The sequence below is a fragment of the Streptomyces sp. NPDC088157 genome (genome assembly GCF_044741545.1).
In the GTDB taxonomy this organism is placed as follows: domain Bacteria; phylum Actinomycetota; class Actinomycetes; order Streptomycetales; family Streptomycetaceae; genus Streptomyces.
In genome coordinates, this window is the sequence record NZ_JBIUSU010000006.1 from 145,562 (window position 1) to 172,312 (window position 26,751).

Annotated in this window: 21 protein-coding genes; 14 read left to right on the forward strand and 7 right to left on the reverse strand. The window is 72.0% G+C overall.

The features are described 5' to 3' along the window. The first annotated feature begins 15 nt into the window (after window positions 1–15). From ACIPFH_RS24675 to ACIPFH_RS24720, 10 genes are all read left to right on the forward strand, one after another. On the forward strand, window positions 16–1,209 hold the full coding sequence (locus tag ACIPFH_RS24675) for a sensor histidine kinase (RefSeq protein WP_401830215.1): 1,194 nt from the start codon (window positions 16–18) through the stop codon (window positions 1,207–1,209). Continuing rightward, entirely contained in the window at window positions 1,206–1,886 is a 681-nt protein-coding gene (locus ACIPFH_RS24680; protein WP_401829444.1) for a response regulator, read from the forward strand. The genes ACIPFH_RS24675 and ACIPFH_RS24680 overlap by 4 nt, the downstream gene beginning before the upstream one ends. Window positions 1,887–2,164: 278 nt before the next feature. After that, window positions 2,165–3,403 (forward strand): cysteine desulfurase-like protein, encoded by a 1,239-nt coding sequence (locus ACIPFH_RS24685; protein ID WP_401829446.1) that lies wholly within the window; start codon window positions 2,165–2,167, stop codon window positions 3,401–3,403. Between the two features lie 72 nt (window positions 3,404–3,475). After that, entirely contained in the window at window positions 3,476–3,913 is a 438-nt protein-coding gene (locus ACIPFH_RS24690) for a Fur family transcriptional regulator (RefSeq protein WP_356263541.1), read from the forward strand. Window positions 3,914–3,997: 84 nt separating this feature from the next. Next, window positions 3,998–6,220: a catalase/peroxidase HPI gene (katG, locus tag ACIPFH_RS24695; RefSeq protein WP_401829448.1), complete on the forward strand. Its 2,223-nt coding sequence runs from the start codon at window positions 3,998–4,000 to the stop codon at window positions 6,218–6,220. Between the two features lie 275 nt (window positions 6,221–6,495). Then, a complete protein-coding gene (locus tag ACIPFH_RS24700; RefSeq protein WP_401829451.1) occupies window positions 6,496–7,986 on the forward strand; it encodes a family 43 glycosylhydrolase in 1,491 nt (496 codons plus the stop codon). A gap of 86 nt (window positions 7,987–8,072) precedes the next feature. Beyond that, complete coding sequence (locus tag ACIPFH_RS24705) at window positions 8,073–9,521, forward strand: family 43 glycosylhydrolase (RefSeq protein ID WP_401829453.1); 1,449 nt, start codon at window positions 8,073–8,075, stop codon at window positions 9,519–9,521. A gap of 97 nt (window positions 9,522–9,618) precedes the next feature. Then, on the forward strand, window positions 9,619–10,386 hold the full coding sequence (locus ACIPFH_RS24710; RefSeq protein ID WP_401830218.1) for a polysaccharide deacetylase family protein: 768 nt from the start codon (window positions 9,619–9,621) through the stop codon (window positions 10,384–10,386). A gap of 88 nt (window positions 10,387–10,474) precedes the next feature. After that, window positions 10,475–10,915, forward strand: coding sequence for an SRPBCC family protein (locus ACIPFH_RS24715; RefSeq protein WP_401829456.1), 441 nt, complete (start codon window positions 10,475–10,477; stop codon window positions 10,913–10,915). Between the two features lie 38 nt (window positions 10,916–10,953). Further along, window positions 10,954–12,249, forward strand: coding sequence for a lanthionine synthetase LanC family protein (locus tag ACIPFH_RS24720; RefSeq protein ID WP_401829458.1), 1,296 nt, complete (start codon window positions 10,954–10,956; stop codon window positions 12,247–12,249). On the opposite strand, the gene ACIPFH_RS24725 is transcribed toward ACIPFH_RS24720, so the two are convergent. The 5 genes from ACIPFH_RS24725 to ACIPFH_RS24745 form a co-directional block, all read right to left on the reverse strand. Then, the gene (locus ACIPFH_RS24725) at window positions 12,201–13,370 is read right to left on the reverse strand and encodes an XdhC family protein (RefSeq protein WP_401829460.1); all 1,170 of its coding nucleotides are present in this window, start codon (window positions 13,368–13,370) and stop codon (window positions 12,201–12,203) included. The two genes, ACIPFH_RS24720 and ACIPFH_RS24725, sit on opposite strands and share 49 nt — an antisense overlap. A 227-nt stretch (window positions 13,371–13,597) precedes the next feature. Further along, complete coding sequence (locus ACIPFH_RS24730) at window positions 13,598–15,055, reverse strand: NCS2 family permease (RefSeq protein ID WP_401829462.1); 1,458 nt, start codon at window positions 15,053–15,055, stop codon at window positions 13,598–13,600. A 147-nt stretch (window positions 15,056–15,202) separates the two neighbouring features. After that, window positions 15,203–17,647 carry a xanthine dehydrogenase family protein molybdopterin-binding subunit gene (locus ACIPFH_RS24735; RefSeq protein ID WP_401829465.1) on the reverse strand — a complete coding sequence of 815 codons (2,445 nt, stop codon included), beginning with the start codon at window positions 17,645–17,647 and terminating at the stop codon, window positions 15,203–15,205. Window positions 17,648–17,649: 2 nt separating this feature from the next. Further along, a complete protein-coding gene (locus ACIPFH_RS24740; RefSeq protein ID WP_401829466.1) occupies window positions 17,650–18,258 on the reverse strand; it encodes a (2Fe-2S)-binding protein in 609 nt (202 codons plus the stop codon). Further along, a complete protein-coding gene (locus ACIPFH_RS24745) occupies window positions 18,258–19,148 on the reverse strand; it encodes an FAD binding domain-containing protein (protein ID WP_401829467.1) in 891 nt (296 codons plus the stop codon). Before ACIPFH_RS24745 ends, ACIPFH_RS24740 begins: the two co-directional genes overlap by 1 nt. A 385-nt stretch (window positions 19,149–19,533) precedes the next feature. On the opposite strand from ACIPFH_RS24745, the gene ACIPFH_RS24750 reads away from it, so the two are divergent. Together ACIPFH_RS24750 and ACIPFH_RS24755 are read left to right on the forward strand one after the other, a co-directional pair. Then, entirely contained in the window at window positions 19,534–21,225 is a 1,692-nt protein-coding gene (locus ACIPFH_RS24750; protein WP_401829469.1) for a PucR family transcriptional regulator, read from the forward strand. 169 nt (window positions 21,226–21,394) lie between these two features. Beyond that, the gene (locus ACIPFH_RS24755; RefSeq protein WP_356248876.1) at window positions 21,395–22,180 is read left to right on the forward strand and encodes a hypothetical protein; all 786 of its coding nucleotides are present in this window, start codon (window positions 21,395–21,397) and stop codon (window positions 22,178–22,180) included. 108 nt (window positions 22,181–22,288) lie between these two features. On the opposite strand, the gene ACIPFH_RS24760 is transcribed toward ACIPFH_RS24755, so the two are convergent. Then, the gene (locus ACIPFH_RS24760) at window positions 22,289–23,110 is read right to left on the reverse strand and encodes a GntR family transcriptional regulator (protein ID WP_401829470.1); all 822 of its coding nucleotides are present in this window, start codon (window positions 23,108–23,110) and stop codon (window positions 22,289–22,291) included. Between the two features lie 156 nt (window positions 23,111–23,266). Between ACIPFH_RS24760 and ACIPFH_RS24765 the strand changes: the two genes are divergently transcribed. Together ACIPFH_RS24765 and ACIPFH_RS24770 are read left to right on the forward strand one after the other, a co-directional pair. Then, window positions 23,267–24,115, forward strand: a complete 849-nt coding sequence (locus tag ACIPFH_RS24765; protein ID WP_401829472.1) for a (2Fe-2S)-binding protein — start codon at window positions 23,267–23,269, stop codon at window positions 24,113–24,115. 313 nt (window positions 24,116–24,428) lie between these two features. Beyond that, complete coding sequence (locus ACIPFH_RS24770; RefSeq protein ID WP_356248882.1) at window positions 24,429–25,496, forward strand: DUF2637 domain-containing protein; 1,068 nt, start codon at window positions 24,429–24,431, stop codon at window positions 25,494–25,496. Window positions 25,497–25,616: 120 nt separating this feature from the next. Here ACIPFH_RS24770 and ACIPFH_RS24775 read toward each other — a convergent pair whose 3' ends face one another. Continuing rightward, entirely contained in the window at window positions 25,617–26,105 is a 489-nt protein-coding gene (locus ACIPFH_RS24775; RefSeq protein WP_401829474.1) for an ATP-binding protein, read from the reverse strand. Between the last annotated feature and the right edge of the window lie 646 nt (window positions 26,106–26,751).

Below are 26,751 nucleotides of genomic sequence, written 5' to 3' on the forward strand. Positions count from 1 at the left end.
CCCTCTCGGAGCGTGATGAGCACCAGCTGGCAGCGCCGGGCGGCGGCCCGTCCGGAAGCCGTCGAGGCCACGACGTCGGTCCTGCTGTGCGCGCTCACCGTCGCCGGCGTCTTCGTCACCCGGGCGATCATGCCCGCGACGCCGGCCCTGTGGCCCGGCGTCGGGCTGGCCGTCGTCGCCTGCGCGGCACTGCGCCGACGCCGTGACCACCCCCTTCCGGTCCTCGCCGTCACCCTGGTGTGCACCATGGCGCAGGCCGCCCTGGGCTACTTGCTGACCCCGGGGCTGATGGGCCCGCTCCTGTGGGCGCAGTACTCCGTGAGCGTGCGGAGCCCTCGCCGCGCCACCTGGAACAGCGCGCTCACGGCCGCCGCCGGCATCGCCGTCACCGGTCTGTTCCTCACCTCGTTCCACGACTCGCCGATCCTCGCCATCGTCAACCCGGCGGCCTGGGTGCTGCTCTCCGCGGCCTTCGGCGCCTACGTCAGGGTGCGGCGCGAGTACGCCGCGGCCCGGGCCGAGCACGCCGACCGGCAGCGGGAGGAGGAGGCGCGTCACCGGGTGATCCAGGAGCGCATGCGCATCGCACGGGAACTGCACGACGTGGTCGCCCACCACCTGACCCTGGCCGACGCCCAGGCCGGCACCGCTGCCCACCTCTCGCGGACCGACCCCGGCAAGGCCCTGGAGATCATCGACAAGCTGCCCCGGACGACGGCCGCCGCGCTGCGTGAGCTCAAGGCGACCGTCAGCGTCCTGCGCGAGGACGCCGACTCCGCGGACGAACTGACGCCCGCGCCGGGGCTGGGGCAGCTGCCCGGCCTGGTGGACTCCTGCTCGGCGGCCGGTCTGGAGGTGACCGTCGCCGTCGAGGGGCCGCCGCGCCCGCTGCCCCCCGTCCTCGACCTGACGGCGTACCGGATCGTGCAGGAAGCCCTGACCAACGTCAGCAAGCACGCCGCGACCCGTACCGCGCGGGTCCGGCTCGGCTACGCCCCCCACTGTCTGACCCTCACCATCACCAACGACACCGTCCCCGGCCGCCCCGCGTCGGTACCCGGTCCGGGCCGCGGCTTCGGCCTGCTCGGCATGCGCGAGCGGACCGCGGCGGCGGGCGGCACCTTCCGGGCCGGCCACCGGCCGCGGGGAGGCTTCGAGGTCGCCTGCGTTCTTCCGCTCGACCGCCCCGACGAAAGTCCCGCCCCATGACGATCCGCGTCCTGCTCGCCGACGACCAGGCCCTGCTCCGGGCCACCTTCCGCATTCTCATCGAGTCGGTCGCCGACATGACCGTCGTCGCGGAGGCGGCCGACGGACAGGAAGCCGTCGACCTCACCGACACGCACCGGCCCGATGTGGTGATCATGGACATCCGGATGCCGAACGTCGACGGCGTGGCGGCCACCGCCGCCATCTGCGCCCGGCCGGAGCTGTCGGGGACCCGGATCCTCGTCCTCACCACCTTCGAGGACGACCGGAACGTCGCCAAGGCCCTGCGCGCCGGCGCGAGCGGCTTCCTCGGCAAGGGCGTCAGCCCCGAGGTCCTCCTGTCCGGCATCCGTACCGTGGCGGCCGGCGACGCCCTCCTCTCCCCCACCGCCACCCGGGCCCTGATCACCCGTTTTCTCGCCGTCCCGGACACGGACGACCTCCTCGGGCTCCCCGAGGTGCTCAAGGCCCTGACGGACCGCGAGCGCGAGGTCATGGCCCTGGCCGCGCTCGGCAGGTCGAACGCGGAGATCGCCGCCGAGCTGGTCCTGAGCCCGTTGACCGTCCGCAGCCACATCCAGCGGGCCATGACCAAACTCGACGCCCGCGACCGCGCCCAGCTGGTCGTCGTCGCGTACCGGAGCGGGCTGGTGAAACCGCCGGATCAGCGCGGCTGAGCGCGGCACTCCGAGGGAGCGGCCGTGAAACCCGGCACCGCCCGGCACCCCGCCTCCGCGGCACTCCGACGGAGCGGCCGTGAAACCCGGCACCGCCCGGCGCCCGGCCTCGTTCCGGTCCGCCCCGATGACGCCGATCAGCCCCGGAGCGTCCCGCCGCTCGACGGCGTACCGGAACGGATCGTCAAGGGTGCGGGCCAGGTCGCTCGGTGTTGTCGCCGTGTCGCGGTCCCGTGGCTCGCTGGTGGGGCCCCGGGCCCGGGTGCCAGAGTCTGCTCATGGCCATCGATGTCACCGCCCTCCGAGCCCGTTTCCCGTCCCTCGCGCAGGGACTCGCCTTCTTCGACGGGCCGGGTGGGACACAGACCCCCACCCCCGTCGCCGAGGCCGTGACCAGGACGCTGACCGGCCCGCTGTCCAACCGGGGACTGGTCAGCGCCTCCGAGCGCAACGCCGAAGCGGCCGTCGCCGGCTTCCGGGCCGCCTACGCCGACCTGCTGGGCGTACCGGAGAGGGGCGTCGTGCACGGGCGCAGCGCCACCCAGCTCACGTACGACTTCTCCCGGACCCTGGCGAAGAGCTGGCGGGCCGGTGACGAGATCGTCCTGAGCCGTCTGGATCACGACGCCAACGTCCGCCCCTGGATCCAGGCTGCCGGGCGCGCCGGGGTCACCGTCCGCTGGATCGAGATCGACGGCGCGAGCACGGAACTCGACCTCGACTCCTACGAGCGGGCGCTGTCGCCGCGGACGCGGCTGGTCGCGGTGACGGCGGCCTCGAACGTCCTGGGCACCATGCCGCCCGTGCGCCGGATCGCCGACCGGGCCCATCAGGCGGGGGCCCTGGTGTTCGTGGACGGGGTGCACTACGCCGCGCACCATCTCGTGGACGTGCCCGCACTGGGGGCCGACCTGTTCGTCTGCTCGCCGTACAAATTCCTCGGTCCGCACTGCGGGGTGCTGGCCGGATCGCCCGAGGTCCTCGAGGTCCTCGCACCGGACAAGCTGCTGCCGTCGCCCGACACGGTGCCGGAGCGCTTCGAGTTCGGCACGCTGCCCTACGAAATCCTGGCGGGCGCCACCGCAGCCGTGGACTTCCTGGCCGGGCTCGACGCGAGCGCCGCGATCGGACCGCGGCGACCGGATGACGCGCCGGGGACGGCGGTGTCGCGCAGGGAGCGGCTCGCGCGGTCGCTGCGGTCCCTGCACGACCACGAGAACGCGGTCCGCGCCAGGGTGGAGGAGGGGCTGCGCGCGCTGGGCGGCGCCGTCACCGTCCACTCGAAGGCGCGGGACCGCACGCCGACCGTCCTGATGAGTTTCGGGGGCCGGGACGCACGCGAGGCGCAGGCGCACCTGGCCGCACGGGGTGTCGTGGCCCCGGCGGGCTCGTTCTACGCCTACGAGGCCTTCGCCGCGCTGAAGCTCGACGATCCCGCGCTGCGGGTGGGACTCGCGCCCTACAACGACACCGAGGACGTCGACCGGCTCCTCGACGGGCTCGCCTCGTTTCTCTGACATGCGGCGTTTCCCAGACTTGTACCATTCGTTTTCTTGAATCGTTCGTGTTTATGCAGTAGGTTCGCCGTCATGACAGCACCCCGTACACCGACGACCGCCGAGGAGTTGCGCGGTGTCGGCCTGCGGGTGACGGCCGCCCGTGTCGCGCTGCTCGAGACCGTCCGGGAGGGCGACCACCTCGGCGTCGAGGCACTCGCCTCCGGAGTGCGCGGCCGCGTGGGCCACATCTCCCTCCAGGCCGTGTACGACGCCCTGCATGCGCTGACCACCGCGGGACTGGTGCGCCGCATCGAGCCCCCGGGCAGCCCCGCCCGGTTCGAGGGACGCGTGGGGGACAACCACCACCACCTCGTCTGCCGGTCGTGCGGCGCCGTCGTCGACGTCGACTGCGCCGTGGGTCACGCCCCCTGTCTGACCGCCTCCGACGACCGCGGCTTCGCCATAGACGAGGCCGAGGTCATCTACTGGGGCCTGTGCCCCGACTGTTCCACCGCCCGCAGCACCTGAGCACCTGAGCACCCGCAGTGGTACCGCGGTTCCCGAGACCTGCGGTACGTGAGCATGTGATCCGACCACCAGAAGGATTCCCCCATGACCGAGAACCATGATGCGATCGTGACCGAGCCGAAGGCGGCGGAGGCAGGCGGCTGCCCGGTCGCCCACGGTCGCGCCGCGCACCCGACCCAGGGCGGCGGAAACCGCCAGTGGTGGCCGGAGCGGCTCAACCTGAAGATCCTCGCCAAGAACCCGGCGGTGGCCAACCCCCTCGGTGAGGGCTTCGACTACGCCGAGGCGTTCAACGCCCTCGACCTGGCGGCCGTGAAACAGGACATCGCCGAGGTGCTGACCACCTCGCAGGACTGGTGGCCCGCCGACTTCGGCAACTACGGCCCGCTCATGATCCGCATGGCCTGGCACAGCGCGGGAACCTACCGCATCAGCGACGGCCGCGGCGGCGCCGGCGCCGGCCAGCAGCGCTTCGCTCCGCTGAACAGTTGGCCGGACAACGCCAACCTGGACAAGGCCCGCCGTCTGCTGTGGCCGGTCAAGAAGAAGTACGGCCAGAGCATTTCCTGGGCCGACCTCATGGTCCTCACGGGCAACGTCGCGCTGGAGCAGATGGGCTTCACGACCTTCGGCTTCGCCGGCGGCCGCGCGGACGTCTGGGAGGCGGAGGAGGACGTCTACTGGGGTCCCGAGACCACCTGGCTCGACGACCAGCGCTACACCGGCGACCGCGAGCTGGAGAGCCCGCTCGGCGCCGTCCAGATGGGCCTCATCTACGTCAACCCCGAGGGCCCCAACGGCAACCCGGACCCGCTGGCCGCGGCCCGCGACATCCGCGAGACGTTCCGCCGGATGGCGATGAACGACGAGGAGACGGTCGCCCTGATCGCGGGCGGTCACACCTTCGGCAAGACGCACGGCGCCGGCCCGGCGGACAACGTCGGCGACGACCCCGAGGCCGCCGCGCTGGACCAGCAGGGCCTCGGCTGGAAGAGCACGTACGGCACCGGCAAGGGCGGCGACACCATCACCAGTGGCCTCGAGGTCACCTGGACCAGCACGCCGACCCAGTGGGGCAACGGCTTCTTCGACAACCTGTTCGGCTTCGAGTGGGAGCTGACCGAGAGCCCGGCCGGCGCCAAGCAGTGGGTCGCCAAGGACGGCGCGGGCGCGGGCACCATCCCCGACGCGCACGACCCGTCCAAGAGCCACGCCCCGACGATGCTCACGACCGACCTGTCGCTGCGCTTCGACCCGATCTACGAGCAGATCTCGCGTCGCTTCCACGAGAACCCCGACCAGTTCGCGGACGCCTTCGCCCGTGCCTGGTACAAGCTGACCCACCGCGACCTGGGCCCCAAGGCCCTGCACCTCGGCCCGGAGGTTCCGGCCGAGACCCTGCTGTGGCAGGACCCGCTGCCCGCCGCCGAGGGCGATGTCATCGGCGCCGAGGACATCGCGGCCCTCAAGGCCAGGCTCCTCGCCTCCGGACTGAGCGTCTCGCAGCTGGTGTCCACCGCGTGGGCGTCGGCCTCCACCTTCCGCGGCAGCGACAAGCGCGGCGGCGCCAACGGCGCCCGTATCCGCCTGGAGCCGCAGCGTGGCTGGGAGGTCAACAACCCGGACGAGCTCGCCCAGGTGCTGCGCGTCCTGGAGGGCATCCAGGCGGAGTTCAACTCCGGCGCGAAGAAGGTCTCCCTGGCCGACCTGATCGTCCTCGGCGGTGCCGCCGCCGTGGAGAAGGCCGCCAAGGACGCCGGCCACGACGTGGAGGTCTCCTTCACGCCGGGCCGGGTGGACGCCTCGCAGGAGCAGACGGACGTCGAGTCGTTCGCCGCGCTCGAGCCGACCGCCGACGGGTTCCGCAACTACCTCGGCAAGGGCAACCGCCTGCCGGCCGAGTTCCTGCTGATCGACCGGGCGAACCTGCTGAACCTGAGCGCCCCCGAGCTGACCGTTCTCGTCGGTGGCCTGCGCGTGCTGGGCGCCAACCACGCCCAGTCCTCGCACGGCGTCCTCACCGACGCCCCGGGCAAGCTGACCAACGACTTCTTCGTCAACCTGCTCGACCTGGGTACGACGTGGTCGTCGACCTCCGCGGACCAGGCCACCTTCGAGGGCCGCGACGCCGCCACGGGCGAGGTCAAGTGGACCGGCACCCGCGCCGACCTCGTCTTCGGCTCGAACTCCGAGCTGCGCGCGCTGGCCGAGGTCTACGCGAGCGACGACGCGAAGGAGAAGTTCGTGAACGACTTCGTCGCGGCGTGGGTCAAGGTCTCGAACCTCGACCGGTTCGACCTGATCTGATCCCGGACTCTCCGTCAGGAGAGGCCGGCAGGAACGGAAGAGCAGCACACCCAGGGCGCCCTGCCCGGTCCCACAGCGACCGGGCAGGGCGCCCTGGCGCGTTCCCCACCGCGCGCCGGCCGTACGGGGCGGTTGTGGCCCGGGCCGACTCCCGATGCCGGTGGGGCTGTCGAAACCATTGACGAGGACATGCACGCCCCCTATCTTCTGGCCGAAGTTACGAACTGTGTTCGAAATCTCGGACAGGCAGCTTCACGGACAAGGGACGGTCCTGTATGCCTCGGAAGTACCGCCACAGACCCCTGCTCGTCTGCGTGCTGGCCCTTCTCGTCGCCTTGGTGGCGGCGACCCAGCCTGTGTCCGCGGCGGACGGCCGCCCGTACACCAACCCGCTGAAGTCGGCCAAGGGCGCGGACCCCTGGCTGGAGTACTACGACGGCAACTACTACCTGATCACCACGACGTTCACAGGCGTCCTCGGCATGCGCAAGGCGCCGACCCTGGCGGGTCTCGCCACCGCGCCCACCGTGCAGGTGTGGTCGGACACCACCTCCACCCGCAACACCAACATCTGGGCGCCGGAGATCCACCAATTCAACGGCCACTGGTACCTGTACTACTCGGCCGGCCAGGGCGGCACGGCCTGCTGCGACTCCCAGCGCACCCACGTCCTGGAGAGCTCCGGCACCGACCCGCTGGGCCCGTACACCTACAAGGGCTCCCTCACCGGCTCCAATCTCACGCCCGGCGGCTGGCTGATCGACGCGAGCGTGCTGCAGGCGAACGGAAACCTGTATCTCGTCGGCAGCGGCTTCGTGAACGGCAGCACACAGAGCCTGGTCATCGCGCCGATGAGCAACCCGTACACACTTTCCAGCAGCACCTTCACGGTGATCTCCAGCCCCACGCTGGACTGGGAGCGGGTGGGCGCGCCCGTCAACGAGGGCCCGGAACCGCTGTACCACGGCGGCCGTACCTTCCTCAGCTACTCCGCCAGCTACTGCCAGACCGCCGACTACAAACTCGGCCAACTGGAGTTGACGGGAAGTGATCCGCTGAACCCCGCGTCGTGGACCAAGAAGCAGACGCCCGTCTTCCAGCGCAGCGACACGAACGGCGTCTACGGGCCGGGCCACAACGGCTTCTTCACCTCGCCCGACGGCACCGAGAACTGGATCGTCTACCACGCCAACTCCTCGGCGAGCGGGGGCTGCGGCAACGGCCGCACGACACGCGCTCAGAAGTTCACCTGGAACGCCGACGGCACCCCGAACTTCGGCACTCCCGTCGCTCTGGGTACGACGCTCCCCGGCCCGTCCGGCGAGACGGCGACGACCCCGACGGCGTACACCCTCGTCAACCGCAACAGCGGCAAGTGCCTCGACGTGTCCGGCGGTTCGACCGCCAACGGCACCAACATCCTCCAGTGGACCTGCTCCGGCGGGGCCAACCAGAAGTGGCGGATCGAGGACCAGGGCGACGACACCAGCCGGCTGGTGAACGTGGCCACCGGCGGGGTGATGGACACCGCCGACTGCTCCACCGCCGACGGCGCGGACCTGCGCCAGTGGTCGTGGCTGAACAACAAGTGCCAGCGATTCCGGCTCGTCTTCACCGCGAGCGGCGACTACGTCCGGCTGGTGGGCGAGAACAGCGGCAAGGTCGCCGACGTGGCGGACTGCGGGACCGCGAACGGCACCGACGTGCGCCAGTGGACCTGGCTGAACAACACCTGCCAGCAGTGGCGCCTCGTGCCCACCACATGAGCCCCGAAGCCTCTCTCCGCCCGGCCCGCCCCGAGGCACACCCCCCTGCACACCCTCCCCTCCCCCCATCCATCTGGAGAACCCCCTTGAGACGCAACGCCGTTCGGCTGCTCCTGGCCGGCCTCGTCGCCCTCGCGGCCGTCCTCACCGGCGTGGGCGCCCCCGCCCAGGCAGCCGTGCCCGACTCCCCCGCGGTGACGTACACCAACCCGATCGCGGAGAAGCGCGCCGATCCGCACATCTACAAGCACACCGACGGCTACTACTACTTCACCGCCACGGTCCCCGAGTACGACCGCATCGTGCTGCGCCGGGCGACGACCATCCAGGGCCTGTCGACGGCCCAGGAGGTCACCATCTGGACCAAGCACAGCAGCGGGGTCATGGGCGCCCACATCTGGGCGCCGGAGATCCACTTCATCGACGGCAAGTGGTACGTGTACTTCGCGGCCGGGTCCACCAGTGACGTCTGGGCGATCCGGATGTACGTGCTCGAGGGCACCGGCGCCAATCCGCTCACCGCGGCCTGGACCGAGAAGGGCCAGATCAAGACCACGTGGGAGAGCTTCTCGCTGGACTCCACCACGTTCGTCGTGAACGGCGTGCGCTATCTCGCCTGGGCGCAGCGCAACCCGTCCGAGGACAACAACACCAGCCTGTTCATCGCGAAGCTGGCCAACCCCTGGACGATCGAGGGCACTGCGGCGGAGATCTCGCAGCCGACGCTCTCCTGGGAGACGATCGGCTACAAGGTCAACGAGGGGCCCGCGCTGATCCAGCACGGCGGGAAGGTCTTCATGACCTACTCGGCGAGCGCGACCGACGCCAACTACTGCCTGGGCATGCTGACCGCCTCCGCGACCGCCGATCTGACGAACCCGGCATCCTGGACCAAGGGCGCCCAGCCGGTCTTCACCACGAACGCCTCGACCTCGCAGTACGGGCCGGGCCACAACTCCTTCACGGTCTCCGAGGACGGCAAGTCCGACATCCTCGTCTACCACGACCGCAGCTACCGGGACATCACCGGCGACCCCCTGAACGACCCCAACCGCCGTACCCGCGTGCAGAAGCTGTACTGGAAGGCGGACGGTACCCCCGACTTCGGCATCCCGGTGGCCGACGGGGTCACCCCGCAGCGCTTCTCCTCGTACAACTTCGCGGACCGCTTCATCCGGCACTGGGAGTACCGCGCCCGTATCGAGGCCGGTGTCAGCCCGCTCGCCGACTCGCAGTTCCGGGTGGTGAGCGGTCTCGCCGGCACCGGCACGGTCTCCCTGGAGGCGGCCAACCTCCCCGGCTACTACCTGCGGCACAAGAACTTCGAGGTGTGGCTGGAGAAGAACGACGGCACCTCGACGTTCGCGTCCGACGCGAGCTTCTACCGGCGGGCCGGTCTCGCCGACGCCGCCGGGGTCTCGTACGAGTCGTACAACTACGCCGGCCGCTACGTCCGCCACTACAACTACCTGCTGTACGTGCAGACACCAAGCACGGCGACGGACCGGGGCGACGCCACGTTCTACGCCCAGTGAGGCCCGTTCCGGCCTGAGGAGCGCATGACGACCCAGACTATACATAGGGTGTATACACCCTATGTATAGTCTGGGCATGCCTTCTCTGACCAGGAAGATGAAGAAAACGGGGGCCGGGTTGCGTGCCGTCGCCGTCTCGGCGGCGGCCACCTGCCTGGCGGTCACACTGACCGGCTGCGGCGGTGCCGACATCACCCACCCCAGCACCGCCCGCGCCCGTCCGGCGGCCACCACCCAGGCCGCCCGCTTCGGCCCCGTCGACTGCCGGGAGGCGAAGTGCATCGCCCTCACCTTCGACGCCGGCCCGAGCGAGAACTCGGCCCGTCTGCTCGACATCCTGAAGGAGCGACAGGTCCCCGCGACCTTCTTCCTGCTGGGCGAGCGGCACATCGAGAAGTACCCGGAGCTCGTCCGGCGCATGGCGGCCGAGGGACACGAGGTGGCCAGCCACACCTGGGACCACAAGATCCTCACGCAGATCACGCCGGAGGAGATACGCGACGAACTCCAGCGGCCGAACGACGAGATAGAACGCCTCACCGGCCGACGCCCCACCCTGATGCGCCCGCCGCAGGGCCGCACCGACGAGACCGTGCACGGGATCTGCCGTGAGCTGGGGCTCTCCGAGGTGCTCTGGACGGTGACCGCCAAGGACTACACGACGACCGACTCCGCGCTGATACGGCGCCGGGTACTCGCGCAGGCGAACCGGGACGGCATCATCCTGCTGCACGACATCTACGACGGGACGGTGCCGGCCGTACCGGGGATCATCGACGCGCTGAAGGAGCGCGGCTACGTCTTCGTGACGGTTCCCCAACTGCTGGCCCCCGGCACGGCGGTGCCGGGCCAGGTCTACCGCTGAGGGGTCACCACACCGCGAAGGTCTGTCCGAGGCTGTGGGCCGGAGGGTGATCCGCCGTCGGACCGTCCCGACTCCCTACGATCACCGAGTGGTCATCTTCCAGCTCGAACGCACGGTTCCGCTCTCCCCGGACGACGCCTGGCGTCGCCTGACCCAGTGGCCCCGGCACGGCGACGTGGTACCGCTCACCCGCGTCACCGTGCTCACTCCCCCGCCGACCCGTGAGGGAACGGTCCTCGTGGCGCGTTCGGGCCTCGGCCCGCTCGCCTTCGACGACCGGATGGAGGTGACCGTGTGGCAGCCGCCGTCCCCCGACGGGCCGGGCCGATGCCGGCTGGACAAACGCGGCCGGGTGGTCCGGGGCTGGGCCGAGATCGAAGTGCGGCCGGGGCCCGGTGGGCGGGCCCGGGTGGTCTGGCGGGAGGAGGTGCGGGTGCGCTTCCTGCCGCCCCTCTTCGACCCGCTCCTCGGGGCCGCGGCCCGCTCGGTGTTCGGGCGCGCGGTCAACCGGCTGCTCCGCGGACAATGACGGTGCGAGGGCGGTGACCACCGTGTGAGGGTGGGCGCATGACGACAGCTGACGAGGTCGAGGAACTCGCCGTGGACGCCCTGCGCTGGATGCGGGGCACGGCGCGGGACACCGGAGGCGGGGGGCTCGGCTGGCCAGTCGGCCCCTCAAACGACGACGTCGATCCGATGCTCTACAACGGGACGGCCGGGGTGGTGCCCGTACTCCTGGAGGCCTGGCGGCACTTCGGCGACGACTCCTACGCCGACACCGCCCTGCGCGCCGCCCGCAGCCTCGCGGACGCCGTCGACGAACACCCCGACGACTCCCTGTACTTCGGGCTGACCGGCATCGCCCTCGTGCTGCGGACCGTGCACCGCGAACTCGGCGCCGAGAGCTCCGGCACCGCCGCGGACCGGGCCCTGGAACGGGTGCGGTCACGCTTCGACGGGACGCGCTGGGGCGAATTGTTCGAGCTGATGGGCGGCAACGCCGGCATCGGCCTCGGCGCGCTGGCGGCCGGCGACCCCGACCTCGCCGTACGGGCGCTGGAGCCGTATCTCGGCACCGCCGAGACCACCGAACGGGGCGGGGTCACCTGGGAGTTCCGGCTCGGTGCGCCGGCCCGGCTGCACCATGTCTCGCACGGCACGCTCGGAATCGGATACGCCCTGGCCGCCGTCGGGGCCGCCACCGGCCGCGGGGACCTGGTGGAGCTCGCGCGGGCCGCCGTCGCGGATGTCGTCGCCCGCGACGAGGGCGGCCCGGACGGCTTCCTGGTGCCGCACTCCGACCCGCCCCACCGGCCAGACGTGGTCGAGCGGTTCAGCTACGGCTGGTGTCACGGCCCGGCCGGCGACGCCCAGGTCTTCCGGCTGCTGCGGGACGTACTGGGCGAGCCCTCCTGGCAGGAGCTCGGCGACCGCTGCTGGCACACCGTGACCCGCTCCGGTCTGCCCGGCCGGCTGCGCCCCGGGTTCTGGGACAACAACGGCCGCTGCTGCGGGACGGCGGGGGTGCTGGCGCTGGCCTGCGACCGGATCGCCGAGCAGGGCGACTCCCCCGACTTCGCCGGGGCACTCGTGGCGGACCTCGTCTCGCACGCCACCCGGGACGCCGACGGCGCCCGCTGGTCCAACGTCGACCACCGGGCCACCCCGGGCGGCCTCGAACCGCAGACCGGCTGGGCGATGGGCAACGCGGGCATCGCGCGCGAGTTGCTGCGCCATGTCCGGCTGAGCAGGGGCGGCGATCCGCGCTACGCCTTCACCTGGCCGGACCAGCCGGCCGTGCGCGGGGCGACGGCTCAGGCCACCGAGCCGATCCGGCCCGTGGGCATCGAGGCCACGTCGTGATGGATGGGTGTGTGCGCCCCGGTCAGTGAGACCCCGCTGCCGCCGCGCCGGTCGGCCACGATCTCCGCGGCGATCGACAGCGCCGTCTCCTCGGGCGTACGGGCGCCCAGGTCGAGGCCGATGGGGGACCGCAGCCGGGCCAGCTCCAGCTCGGTCACGCCCACCTCACGCAGGCGGGCGTTGCGGTCGAGGTGGGTGCGGCGGGAGCCCATCGCGCCGACGTAGGCGACCGGGAGTCGCAACGCCAGCCGGAGCAGCGGTACGTCGAACTTGGCGTCGTGGGTGAGGACGCACAGGACCGTCCGCGCGTCCACCTCCGTGCGCTCCAGGTACTCGTGGGGCCAGGCGACGACGATCTCGTCGGCCTCCGGGAAACGGGCCCGGGTCGCGAAGACGGGACGCGCGTCGCACACCGTCACGTGGTAGTTCAGGAACTTGCCGACCCGCACCAGCGCCGACGCGAAGTCGATCGCGCCGAACACGATCATCCGGGGCGGCGGGACCGACGACTCGACCAGGACCGTGAGCGGAGCCCCGCAGCGGGAGCCCTGCTCGCCGATCTCCAGGGTGCCGGTGCGGCCGGCCTCGAGGAAGGCGCCGGCCTCGGCAGCGACCGTGCGGTCCAGCTCGGGATGGGCGCCGAAGCCGCCTTCGTACGCACCGCTGCCGTCGTCGCCTCCGGTGGGGCGGACCAGCAGCGCGCGGCCGACGAGGTCCGCCGGGCCGGTCACGATCCGCGCCAGCGCCGTGGCCCCGCCGGAGGCGGCGGCCTCCAGTCCGGCCGCGATCACCGGCCGGACGCGGTCGCCCGCCCGCACCGGGGTGACGAGGATGTCGATGATCCCGCCGCAGGTGAGCCCGACGGCGAACGCGTCGTCGTCGCTGTAGCCGAAGCGCTCGAGGACGGACTCCCCGTCCTCCAGCGCCTGTCGGCACAGCTCGTACACCGCGCCCTCCACACACCCACCGGAGACCGAGCCGATCGCCGTGCCGTCGCCGTCCACCGCCAGGGCGGCGCCCGGGCGGCGGGGCGCGCTGCCGCCGACGGCCACCACGGTGGCGACGGCGAAGTCACGGCCCTGCTCGACCCACCGGTTCAGCTCCTCGGCGATGTCCAGCATCTCTCGGCCTCCTTGACTGCGGTGGTGTGGGGGGCGGTTGTGCGCAGGGCGGGTGCCCCTCGGGTCTGGGGACCTGCGTTTGGATCAGGGCGGATCAGGGAGCGGGGTCCGGCGCCGTGCGTCGCAGGGCGGGCGACGGAGTCGGGGCGCGGTCCTGGCGACCGGCGACAACGCGGCGAGGTGCGGCGCCGGACCCCGCGGGCCCGGCCTGATCCGAACGAGAGGCCCTAGTGCACGCCCAGCCAGCTCTCGATCGGGTTGAGGGCGAAGTAGACGAGGAAGATCGCCGTCAGCCCCCACATGAAGGCGCCGATCTCCCGCGCCCTGCCCTGCGCGGTCTTGATGGCGACCCAGGAGACGACTCCGGCCGCGACACCGGTGGTGATGGTGTACGTGAACGGCATCAGGACGACGGTCAGGAACACCGGGATCGCGGTCGCCCGGTCGGCCCAGTCGACATGACGGGCGTTCATCAGCATCATCGCGCCGATGACGACCAGGGCGGCGGAGGCGACCTCCTGCGGGACGATCGCGGTGAGCGGGGTGAAGAAGAGACAGGCCGCGAAGAAGGCGCCGGTGACGACCGAGGCGAGACCCGTGCGGGCTCCCTCGCCCACGCCGGTCGCCGACTCGATGAACACGGTCTGGCCGGAGCCGCCCGCCACGCCGCCGATCGCTCCGCCGGCGCCGTCGATGAACAGCGCCTTGGACAGGCCGGGCATCCGGCCCTTGTCGTCGGCGAGCCCGGCCTCGGTGCCGACGCCGATGATGGTGGCCATCGCGTCGAAGAACCCGGCGAGGACGAGCGTGAAGACGATCATGCCGACGGTCATCGCGCCGACCTCGCCCCAGCCGCCGAACTCCACGTCCCCGAAGAGCGAGAAGTCGGGCATCGAGACCGCGCTGCCGTGCAGTTCGGGAGCGCCGGCCGCCCACTGCTTCGGATCGACGACGCCGGTGGCGTTGAGGATCGCGGCGACGGCCGTGCCGCCGACGATGCCGACGAGGATGGCGCCGGGGATGTTCCGGGCCTGGAGCATGAAGATCAGCAGGAGCGTGCCGGCGAACAGCAGGACGGGCCAGCCGGCGAGTTCGCCCGCCGGGCCGAGGGTGACCGGGGTCGCCTCGCCCTGGTGCACGAAGCCGGACTTGTAGAAGCCGATGAGCGCGATGAACAGGCCGATGCCCATCGTGATGCCGTGCTTGAGCGCGAGCGGGATCGCGTTCATGATCATCTCGCGCAGGCCGGTGACGACCAGCAGCATGATGACGACGCCGTACATCACGCACATGCCCATCGCCTGCGGCCAGGTCATCTGCGGAGCGACCTGGGAGGACAGCACGCCGGAGACGGAGAGGCCGGCGGCGAGGGCCAGGGGCACCTTGCCGAGGAAGCCCATCAGCAGCGTGGTGAGGGCGGCGGCGAAGGCGGTCGCGGTGATCAGGGCCTGCCGGCCGAGGGTGTCCCCGGCCACGTCCCTGCCGGACAGGATCAGGGGGTTGAGCAGCAGGATGTACGCCATCGCCATGAAGGTGGTGACGCCGCCGCGCACTTCGCGCCCGGCCGTGGATCCCCGCTCGGATATGTGGAAGTACCTGTCGAGCCAGGACCGTCCGGCCGGGACGCGGGTGCCTTCGCCCGCGTCCTCGGCTGTGCTCCTCGGCTCCAGTGACTGCTGGGTCATGGGCCATCTCCCAAGGTTCAAAGGGACACCCGCGTGGCGCCTTCGGCAGCAGCGGGATTTGGGAATGGACGACCCGGGGGACGGCCCGAGACGAACAAGGGGTCCGGGGGATGCGGCAGGGTGCGGCACCCCCCGGGTGACAGCGGCTCAGACCCCTTGGGGTCCCGTTCCGGTGAGGTGCTCCGGACGTACCGGTGTGCGGTTGAGCTCCAGCCCCGTCGCGTTCCGGATGGCCGCGAGGACCGCCGGAGTCGACGACAGGGTGGGTGCCTCGCCGACGCCACGGAGCCCGTAGGGGGCGTGGTCGTCGGCGAGTTCGAGCACGTCGACGGGGATGGTCGGCGTGTCGAGAATCGTGGGGATCAGGTAGTCCGTGAAGGACGGGTTCCTGACCTTCGCCGTCTTGGGATCGATGATGATCTCCTCCATGACCGCCACGCCCAGACCCTGGGTCGTGCCGCCCTGGATCTGACCGATCACGGACAGCGGGTTGAGCGCCTTGCCGACGTCCTGGACACAGGCCAGCTCGATGACCTTCACCAGGCCGAGCTCGGTGTCCACCTCGACGACGGCACGGTGCGCGGCGAAGGAGTACTGGACGTGTCCGAAGCCCTGCCCGGTGCGCAGGTCGAACGGCTCGGTGGGCCGGTGCCGCCACTCCGCCTCGACCTCGACGCTCTCGTCCTCGAGCACGTCGGCCAGGTCGGCGAGGACCTCACCGCCGTCGGTGACGACCTTGCCGCCCTCCAGGAGCAGCTCGGCGGTGGCCCAGGCGGGGTGGTAGGAGCCGAACCTGCGACGTCCGATCTCCAGGACCTTCTCCCGGACGAGCTCGCAGGAGTTCTTGACGGCGCCGCCGGTGACGTACGTCTGCCGGGAGGCCGAGGTCGAACCCGCGCTGCCGACCTGCGTGTTGGCGGGGTGGATGGTCACCTGGGCCACGCCCAGCTCGGTGCGGGCGATCTGCGCGTGCACGGTGACACCGCCCTGGCCGACCTCCGCCATGGCCGTGTGGACGGTCGCGACGGGCTCACCCGCGACGACCTCCATGCGCACCCTGGCGGTCGAGTAGTCGTCGAAGCCCTCGGAGAAGCCGACGTTCTTGATGCCGACCGCGTAGCCGATTCCGCGTACGACGCCTTCGCCGTGCGTGGTGTTGGACAGCCCGCCGGGCAGCTGCCGTACGTCCGCGCCCTCGCTGCTCTCCCACTGGCGCTCCGGGGGCAGCGGCATCGCCTTGACGCGGCGCAGGATCTCGGCGACCGGCGCCGGGGAGTCGACCGGCTGCCCGGTCGGCAGGAGGGTTCCCTGCTCCATGGCGTTGAGCCGGCGGAACTCCACCGGGTCCATCCCGAGTTCCGCCGCGACCTTGTCCATCTGTGCCTCGTAGGCGAAGCACGCCTGGACCGCGCCGAAGCCGCGCATCGCGCCGCAGGGCGGGTTGTTGGTGTAGAGGGCGATGGCCTCGATCTCGACGTCGTCGACGACGTACGGGCCGATGCCGAGCGAGGAGGCGTTTCCGACGACGGCCGGGCTGGCCGAGGCGTACGCGCCGCCGTCGAGGACGATGCGGCACTTGACGTGGGTGAGCTTGCCGTCGCGGGTCGCGCCGTGCTCGTAGGAGAGCTTCGCCGGGTGGCGGTGGACGTGACCGAAGAAGGACTCGAAACGGTTGTAGACGATCTTGACGGGTTTGCCGGTGCGCAGGGCCAGCAGACAGGCGTGGATCTGCATCGACAGGTCCTCGCGGCCGCCGAACGCGCCGCCGACGCCGGCCAGCGTCATCCGCACCTTGCTCTCGGGCAGGCCGAGGACGGGCGCGATCTGGCGCAGGTCGGAGTGGAGCCACTGGGTGGCGATGTAGAGGTGGACGCCGCCGTCCTCCTCGGGCACGGCGAGGCCGGACTCGGGGCCGAGGAAGGCCTGGTCCTGCATGCCGAAGGTGTACTCGCCCCTGACCACGACGTCGGCGCGCGCGGCGGCCGCGGTGGCGTCGCCCCGGATGATCGGCTGGCGGTGGACGATGTTGGGGTGGGCGACGTGGCCGACGTGGTGGTCGTCGCGGCCCTCGTGGATCAGGATCGCGTCCGGGGCGGTCGCCGAGGCCTCGTCGGTGATGACGGGCAGTTCGCGGTACTCGACCCTGATCTTGGCGGCGGCGCGGCGGGCGGTCTCCGGGTGGTCGGCGGCGACGATCGCGACCGGCTCGCCGTGGTGCCGGACCTTGCCGTGGGCCAGGACCGGCGTGTCCTGGATCTCGAGGCCGTAGTTCTTCACGTCGGTCGGCAGGTCGTCGTACGTCATGACGGCGTGGACGCCGGGGGTGGCGAGGGCCTCGGAGGTGTCGATGGAGACGATCTCGGCGTGGGCCACCGTGGAGCGCAGGATCTGGCCCCAGAGCATGTCCTCGTGCCACAGGTCGGACGAGTACGCGAACTCGCCGGTGACCTTGAGGGTGCCGTCGGGTCGGAGGGTGGACTCCCCGACGCCGCCCTTGGTCCGGGAGCCCTGGGTGACCTTGGTGGGAGTGCCGAGGGGGGCGCTGATGGGGACACCGCCCGCTCGATCGGAGCCGCGAGTGGGAGAAGGCATCGTCAGACCGCCTCTCCCTGCCGGGCGGCCGCGAGGCGGACCGCGTCCATGATCTTCTCGTAACCGGTGCACCGGCAGAGGTTGCCGGAGAGCGCCTCGCGGATGTCCGCGTCGGTCGGGTTCGGGTTGTGTTCCAGCATCTCGTCGGCGGCGACCAGCAGGCCCGGTGTGCAGAAGCCGCACTGGACGGCGCCGGCGTCGATGAACGCCTGCTGGATCGGGGCGAGTTCGATCCCCCCGCCGGCCTGGGAGTCGGCGCCCTCGGCCCGCGGGCCGTCGGCATCGGGGGAGGCGCCGCAAGCGCCCGGCGTGCCGCGGGAACCGGTTCCGCGATCGCCGCGCCCGGCTCGCCCGGCCCGCTGCCTGGCGTGGTCGGCGAGACCCTCGACGGTCACGACGTCACGGCCCTCGGCCTGCCCGGCGGCGACCAGGCAGGAACACACCGGGACGCCGTCCAGCCGGACCGTGCACGAGCCGCACTCGCCCTGCTCGCAGGCGTTCTTCGAACCCGGCAGCCCGAGCCGCTCACGCAGCACGTAGAGCAGGCTCTCGCCCTCCCAGACGTCGTCGGCTTCCTGCGGACGTCCGTTGACGGTGAAGTTGACGCGCATCACGCGGCTCCCTTCGCGGTGCGGCGGGCGCCGCGGTACGACTCCCAGGTCCAGGTCAGCGTGCGGCGGGCCATGACGCCCACGGCGTGCCGGCGGTAGCTCGCCGTCCCCCGGACGTCGTCGATCGGGTTGCAGGCGGCGGCGCACAGATCCGCGAACTGCTTGGCCACCGACGGGGCGATGATCTTCCCGTTGTCCCAGAAGCCGCCTTCTTCGAGCGCCGCGCCGAGGAATTCCTCGGCGGTCTTCGCCCGGACGGGGGTGGGCGCGGCCGAGCCGATGCCGGTACGGACGGTCCGGGACCCCGGGTGCAGTGCGATCCCGAAGGCACAGACGGCGATGACCATGGCGTTGCGGGTACCCACCTTGGAGTACTGCTGCGGACCGTCGGCCTTCTTGATGTGGACGGCGCGGATCAGCTCGTCGGGGGCGAGCGCGTTGCGCTTCACCCCGGTGTAGAACTCGTCGACCGGGATCCGGCGGGTACCGCGCACCGACTCCGCCTCGACCTCGGCGCCGGCCGCCAGCAGGGCGGGATGGGCGTCGCCGGCCGGGGAGGCGGTGCCGAGGTTGCCGCCGACGCCGCCGCGGTTGCGGATCTGCGGGGAGGCCACGGTGTGCGAGGCGAGGGCGAGGCCCGGCAGCTCCGCGCGCAGGTTCTCCATGATCCGGGTGTACGGGACGGAGGCGCCCAGCCGCACGCTCTCCTCGCCGACCTCCCATTCGTAGAGGTCGCCGACGCGGTTGAGGTCGAGCAGGTACTCGGGCCTGCGGTGGTCGAAATTGATCTCGACCATCACATCGGTGCCACCCGCAATCGGCACAGCGGTGGGGTGCTCGGCCTTCGCGGCGAGCGCCTCCTCCCAGCTGGCGGGGCGAAGGAAGTCCATGACCGGCTCTCTTCTTCGTCTCGTGAGTCTCGTGAGTCGTCTCGATCGAGCCAGAATCGGGTGCGGCGGGCCCGGCTCGTACATGTGGTGTTCACGTGGAGTGAGCCCAGTACACAGCGCCTTGCTCCGACCGGGTCAGTCACGGAAACCATGAAGGAGTTGGCTGGTCGACTCGGCCATCTTGTAGATTCGTATGAACGGAGGCCCTCGGTAACCTCCTCGTTTTCCTGTGGAAACGCAGAAAACGACCTGGCGATCGAAGAATGCGGTGCGTGACTGTCCGCCGCGCGGGTCGGGCCCCCGGAGGCGGGACCGACGGCGGCCCTCTTCCCCACGTCCTTCAGGATTCATCGTAGTTTTCGAGACAAAGAACGGCGGCGACGAGATGCGGCTGCGCGCACTTCTGGACACCGATGCGCTGGGCCTCAGGCTCCTCGGCGGCGAGGACGAGATGGACCGCGCGGTACGGGGTGTCATGACCACCGACCTACGGGACCCCAGCCGCTACCTCTCCGGGGGCGAGCTGGTGCTGACGGGCCTGGCCTGGCGCCGGGACGCGGCGGACTCCGAGCCGTTCGTGCGGATCCTGGTACAGGCCGGGGTGGCCGCGCTCGCGGCCGGCGAGGCGGAGCTGGGCGACGTGCCGGAGGACCTGGCCGTGGCCTGCGCCCGGCACCGTCTCCCGCTGTTCGCGGTGCACGAGTCGGTGGCGTTCGCCTCGATCACCGAGCACGTCGTGCGGCAGGTGTCCGGCGAGCGCGCCGGGGACCTCGCGGCCGTCGTGGACCGGCACCGCCGGATGATGACCTCGGGCCCGGCGGGCGGCGGACCGGACGTGGTCCTGGACCTGCTCGGCTCCGATCTGGACCTGCGCGCCTGGGTCCTGTCCCCCACCGGCCGGCTCATCGCGGGCCCGAAGCCGACCGGGCCCGGCCTGTCGCCCGACGCGTGCGCGAAGCTCGCGGCGGAGCACCTGGCGGCCGTCCGCACCGGACGACGCGGACCGCACCGGGTGATCGTGGGCCAGGCGACGTACTCGCTGTTCCCGATCCGCGGCGGCGTCCGCGCTCCGCAGCCCTCGCAGGCTCCCCAGGCGGCGCGGGACGTGCGCGAAAGCGTCCTGTCGGACTGGCTGCTGGCCGTCGAGGCGGACGCCGGGGACTGGGCGGACGAGCGCCTCGACCTGCTCCAGGGCGTCACCCAGCTGATCGCCGTCGAGCGGGACCGCCGGGACGCCGCGCGCTCCGTGCGCAGGCGGCTCGCGCAGGAGGTGCTGGAGCTGGTCCAGACGGGCGCGGCCCCGGCGGAGATCGCGGCACGCCTGCGGGTGGCCGCGCCGGTGCTGCTGCCGGGGCTGGGGGCCGCCCCGCACTGGCAGGTCGTCGTGGCCCGGGTCGAGTGGGACGAAGGCGGCCCGGAGGCCGGCCCGGTCGCCCAGTCGCTCCTGGAGGAGATCCTGGTCGACCCGCTCGCCACCGGACCCGAGCCCTCCGACCGCATCGCCGTGGCCCACACGGGCGACGAGGCCATCGCGCTGGTCCCGCTGCCGGCGGTGTCGAGTGAGCACGACGGCTCCGAGACGGGCGTCCTCGCCGACGCGCTGCTGGCGGCCGTACGGGAGCCGCTGTCGTCCGGCCTCGACGGCGACGGCCGGCTCACGCTGGGCGTCAGCGCGGCCGTGCACTCGGCGGAGGGGCTGCGCGGGGCGCTGGAGGAGGCACGGCACGCGCGGCGGGTGGCCGCCGCCCGTCCCGGCCGGGTCTGCGCCGCGGGCCACCAGGAACTGGCCTCGCACGTGCTGCTGCTCCCGTTCGTCCCGGACGATGTCCGCAAGGCGTTCACCGCCCGGCTCCTGGACCCCCTGCGTGACTACGACCGACGCCACCGCGCCGAGCTGATCCCGACGCTGGAGGCCTTCCTGGACTGCGACGGTTCCTGGACCCGGTGCGCCTCCCGTCTGCACCTGCACGTCAACACGCTGCGCTACCGGGTCGGGCGGATCGAGCAGTTGACGAGTCGTGACCTTTCGCGGCTGGAGGACAAGCTGGACTTCTTCCTGGCCCTGCGGATGAGCTGACCCGAACGGCGCCGGTCACCGCCCGTCGGCCGCGAACCGTCGAAACCCTTGGGGCGCGGAGTCCCACGACTTTGTGAAATCCTTCACCCGCCCCCTTGGCCCGGCGCTGTGATCCGTGCTGAGATGCGGCCACCACTCAAAGCTCGACGGCGCGCTCGGGGAGGGCAACGTGGCGTACACCGCCATGTCCGGTACCGGAACGACCTCAGGTGACGATCCCCTCCAGACCGCGGTATGGCGGCTGCGCTCGCGGGCCTGCTGGACGGACGCGGCCGCTCTGATCCCGCCCGACAGCGCGGCGGGCGCGATCCAGCGGGCCTCGCTGCTCGTGGAACGGTGCCTGTACACCGAGCAGGGCTGGCAGGACGCCGAGGACGCGCTGCGCACGGCGGAGGCGCTGGCCCACGACGACGAGGAGCGCGGCGCGGCCGCTTGTGAACGAGGGCAACTTGCCTACGCGGCCACGCTGCACGGCGTGCGCGACCGGGTGGACGAGGCACGGGCCGCGCTCGGCCGGGCGGCGGCACTGATCCCGCCGGACGCGGCCGGGCGGGCGCTGCTGGACTTCCGCCGGGGCCTGCTCGCGGAGAACATCTCGCGGTCCCCGCAGGCCGCGAGGGCCGCGTACCGACGGGCCCACACCGCGGCCGCGGCCCACTCCGACTCGCTGCTGCTGTCCTTCACCTGGCGCCACCTCGCCGGACTCGCCCTGCGCGACGGCGAGGTGGCGGAGGCCCGGCACGGCTTCGCCGAATCCCTGCGCATCCGGGAGGAGTTGGGCTACCTGGTGGGAACGGCCCCGGCGCTCGCCTCGCTGGCGGACGCGGAGGTCGACCCGGAGGCCTCCCGGCTGCGGGAGGAGGCGCGACGGCTGTTCCGGCTCCTGGGCGGCGTACCGACCTGGCTGGCCCGACAGTTGACACCGCCGGCGACCCCGAGCCCGTCCGGCGTGTGAGGACGACTTCCTCGTCAGGGCCACGAGGGACGGGGTTCTCCAAGGGCTCGAACAGGTTCCCTCAGGGTAGGGGACGGCGATCCCGGGGCGGCGGCCCCGGTGGTCACGTCAACTGCCCGCAGCCGCGAAGTGCCCGCGCACCAGCGCCTGCACGGCGTCCGGCTCGTCGCCCGCCGTCAGCGCTTCCAGCAGCTCCATGTGCTCCGCCGCGTCGGCCACGAGATCCGCCCGCCCGCGCCGCACCGTCCCGCCGGCCAGCGGCCACTGCGAGCGCCGGTGCAGATCATCGGCGAAGCCGACCAGCTGCTCGTTGCCGGACAGGGCGAGCACCGCCCGGTGGAAGACCCGGTCGGCCTCCGCGTACGTGGCCGGACAGCCTGAGGCCGCCGCGCGCACGCTCGCCTCTCCGAGGGGCCGCAGCTCCGCCCAGCGCTCGGCCGGCACCGTGCGCGCGAGCCGCAGCATCACGGGAACCTCGATCAGCGCCCGCACCTCGGCCAGCTCGGCGAGTTCGCGCGTGCCCCGCACGATCACCCGGAACCCCCGGTTGGGAACGACCTCGACGGCGCCCTCCAGCGCGAGCTGCTGCATCGCCTCGCGGACCGGCGTCGCGGAGACCCCGAAGCGTTCGCCCAGGACCGGCGCCGAGTACACCTCGCCGGGGAGCAGTTCCCCGCCGACGAGCGCGGTGCGCAGGGCGTCGAGGATCTGGCCGCGCACCGAGGCGCGCTGGACGACCGGCCGGGGGAGGGGGGTCTCGCTGTGCGTGTGTTCACCGCGCGCGGCGCCCGTGGGGCCGCGTCTCTCACGGTCCGTGCCCTCGCCGTACCCGGCGGACCACCGCGACTGCGCCGGTACCCGGGCCCGGCCGTCGGACCCCTGCGCGGCCGGCGATCCGGTACCGGTGGAGCCCTGCGCACTCCGCTCCACGGGGCCTCCTCCGGCCTTGTCGGTACTTGGGGTCATTACGGCGGGTTGTTACTCGTCCGTCAAGCACCTTAGGCGTACTGGCCGTCAGTTCAAATCCCGACGATACTGGGTAAGGTAAGGCTTACCTTTAATCGCTCCCGAAACGGCGGTCCCGGCATGCCCACAGCTCCGTCGGCCACAGCGGAGGCCTACGCCCGCCTCGCGGAGGTCTTCCCCGACCTGACCGTGACGGAGCTGGGGCACCGGGAACCGTTTCCGCGGGGCGGCGGCTGGGTCACGGCGGCCGAGCTCGCGGCGGGCGGAGCGGCGCTGGAGGCGTTCCTCGCGTGGGACGACGCACAGGTCGTCCGCGACTACGGCCGGACCGCCCGCCCGGACGTCGTCGCCAGCTTCGGACTGCACCGGTACGCCTGGCCCGCCTGCCTGCTGATCACCGTCCCCTGGTTCCTGCACCGCCGGGTGCCCCGTTTCCCCGTGACGCACGTCTCGTACGACCGCACCGGCGACGGCATGCGGATGGCCGTCCGCCCCACCCCCTCCTTCGCCTGCCTGCCGGGCGACCCGGCGGCGCTGCTGCCCGGCGCCCGGGTGGTCCCGGACGAGGAGACGCTGCGGGCGGAGGTCCGCACGGCCATAGCCGAGCACCACGAACCGGTGCTCGCCGGGTTCGGACCGCCGGCGCGGCGCCGTGGCCGCGCCCTGTGGGGCATGGTGACCGACGAGATCGTCGAGGGCCTCTGGTACGTCGCCCAGTTGCTCGGCGAGGGCGAGCAGGACCGGGCGCGACGGGAACTGGAGCTGCTCCTGCCGGGCGCCACGCGCCCCTATGTCGGCTCGGCGTCCTTCCGCGAGCTGACCGGACCGGACGGCGAGGCGCTGGCCACCCGGGACCGCGCGAGCTGCTGCATGTTCTACACGGTGCGCCCCGAGGACACGTGCGCCACCTGCCCGCGCACCTGCGACGCGGACCGCGTCACCAAGCTCACCGCGGCCGCCGCCAGTTGAGGAGGCCTCAGAGGCCACCCGGGGGCCGGGGGCCGTCGGACGTCCCGTAAGATCACCGGGTCGAGACTCCTCCCAGGGTTACAGGCAATTCACAACTTCCTCACCTGCCCCGGGAACTTTCCGTGGAACCACCCGTACGGGTAGTCTTATTCGAACTCAACTCCCGCCCCTCAAGCGGCAGTTCGAGCAGAACGTCGCCCTGGGCATCCCCTTGCACTTCCTTGGCGGCCTCTTGCCCCGAAACCCCCTGAGGGACGGCGGGATTGCGCCACTATGGCGGGCGTTACGCCCTATCCCAATGCAAGGGACCCCAATGAGATTGACCGACATATCGCTGAACTGGCTGCTTCCGGGCGCCGTACTGCTCCTGGGCATGCTGGCGGCTGTGGCGGTGCTCGCGCGCGGCAAGCGCTCCTCCGGGGCAAACGCGAGCGCGGACGATTCGTGGGAGCGTACCGAGGAGCGCCGCAGGCGCAAGGAAGCCATATACGGCACCGCCTCCTACGTCCTTCTGTTCTGCTGTGCGGCCGTTGCCGCCGCGCTCTCCTTCCACGGTCTGGTCGGCTTCGGCCAGCAGAATCTCGGCCTCACCAACGGCTGGGAGTACCTGGTTCCGTTCGGCCTCGACGGCGCGGCCATGTTCTGCTCCGTGCTCGCGGTACGCGAGGCCAGTCACGGCGACGCCGCACTCGGCTCCCGGATACTCGTGTGGACGTTCGCGGGCGCGGCCGCCTGGTTCAACTGGGTGCACGCGCCCAGGGGCCTCGGCCACGACGGCGCCCCGCAGTTCTTCTCCGGCATGTCCCTCTCGGCTGCCGTGCTCTTCGACCGGGCCCTGAAGCAGACCCGCCGGGCCGCGCTGCGCGAGCAGGGTCTCGTCCCCCGTCCGCTCCCGCAGATCCGCGTGGTGCGCTGGGCACGTGCTCCCCGCGAGACCTACAAGGCCTGGTCGCTCATGCTCCTCGAGAACGTGCGCAGCCTGGACGAGGCCGTCGAGGAGGTCCGTGAGGACAAGGCCCGCAAGGAAGAGACGAAGCTGCGCCGCCGCGAGCAGCACCGCGTCGAGCGGGCCCAGTTGAAGGCGATCAGCCGCGGCCACGGCGGCCGCTTCCCCGGTCGCGGTGGTGGCGGTGGCGGCCGTCAGGTGGAGTCCCCGGCCGCCCTGGAACCGGCCACGGCCGAGCGGGTCTCCGCGGAGCCTGCCATAGCGAACTCGGCGGAGCAGCTGCCCCTGCGCTCGCGGCCCTCCCTCCAGCCCGTCCGCCACGGTTCTGACTCCTCGATCACCGTCGACCTCACCGCGGAGGACGACACCATGGCCCTGCCGCGCCTCGACTCCCTGGAGCGCAAGCTCAAGGACCTGGAGCAGCAGTTCGGCTGACAGGCTGTCAGGTACCGCGCTCAGTCGGTACCACGGGAAGGGGGCGCGACCTCGGCGGTCGCGCCCCCTTCCCGTCGCCCGTTGCCCGGCACCGGTCGTTCCCTGCCCGTCGGCCCTCGCTCACGCGGCTCCGGCGCCCAGTTCGAACCAGACGACCTTCCCGCCGCCCTGCGCCCGTACCCCCCACGTGTCCGCGAGGGACTCCACCAGGACCAGACCCCGTCCGTGCGTGGCCTCGTCGGCGCTCGGCACCCTCGGCCGGGGACGGTGCGCCACGGAGTCGCGCACCTCCACCCGCAGGCCGGAGGGCGAGACCGTGGCCGTCAGGAGCGCGTCGTCGTCGGTGTGCACGAGCGCGTTGGTGACGAGTTCGCTGGTGAGCAGTTCCGCCGTCTCCGACCGCCCCGGCCTGCCCCAGCCCCGCAACAGCTCCCGCAGCGCCCGGCGCGTCTCGGGCACCGCCCGCAGGTCCGCCCGTCCCAGTCTGCGCCTGAGCTGTGAAGCCTTGCCCTGCTCCGTCACGTCCTCGGCCGTGTCCTCCCCCGCCCGTCCCGTCGCCGAGGTGCCCGCGATCGCCGTCGGACGCCTTCCCCGTGCCTGCCTCTCCATGACCCCCGCCCGCGTGTCGATGTGGGTTCCCCTCCTGCTCGAACACGTTCACGGGGATCCTTGCCCGGTCGACACCACGCCAGTCATGTCGAACCATTGACGCCCGGGTGTTCAGCCATGTTGGGGCGGGCCTCGGGGGGGCTCCCGCGGGTGGGACGACCGTCCGACAGCGGCGCCCGGGCCCTCGACGAAGGGGGCGTGCGCCGCTCGTCCGCCCCCGCCCCGGGCGCATCCGGAGGGGGCGGTGAGACAGTTCGCGCCTGGAGCACGGTACGTGGCCCCTGTGCCGCCGGTGCCGTCGATGCGGCCGTGACCTGGCGAGCCGGTGGCGGCGGACCAGGCCGTACGCGCCGCCCACAAGCCCTTCGCGACCGGCGTCCAAGGGGAGAAGCCCTGGTCGGTGAGCTGCTTCCGGCCGGCATGACGGGTGTCCGGGGGGAGGGGCAGGGCATCGTGCGGAGACGGTGGTCGTCCCGGGACCGCCGGTGCCGGACCGGGTTTCCGGACGGAGGGGATGCCGTACGACGGCGCGGGCGTCTCTTCGGGGGGCGTGCACCCGCGCAACGGCACATGACAGTCACTCCCCCGTGAAGGGAGGCGGGTCGGCCCGTCCGCGGTTCGACGCGACCGCCGGCCCGCCGTCCCG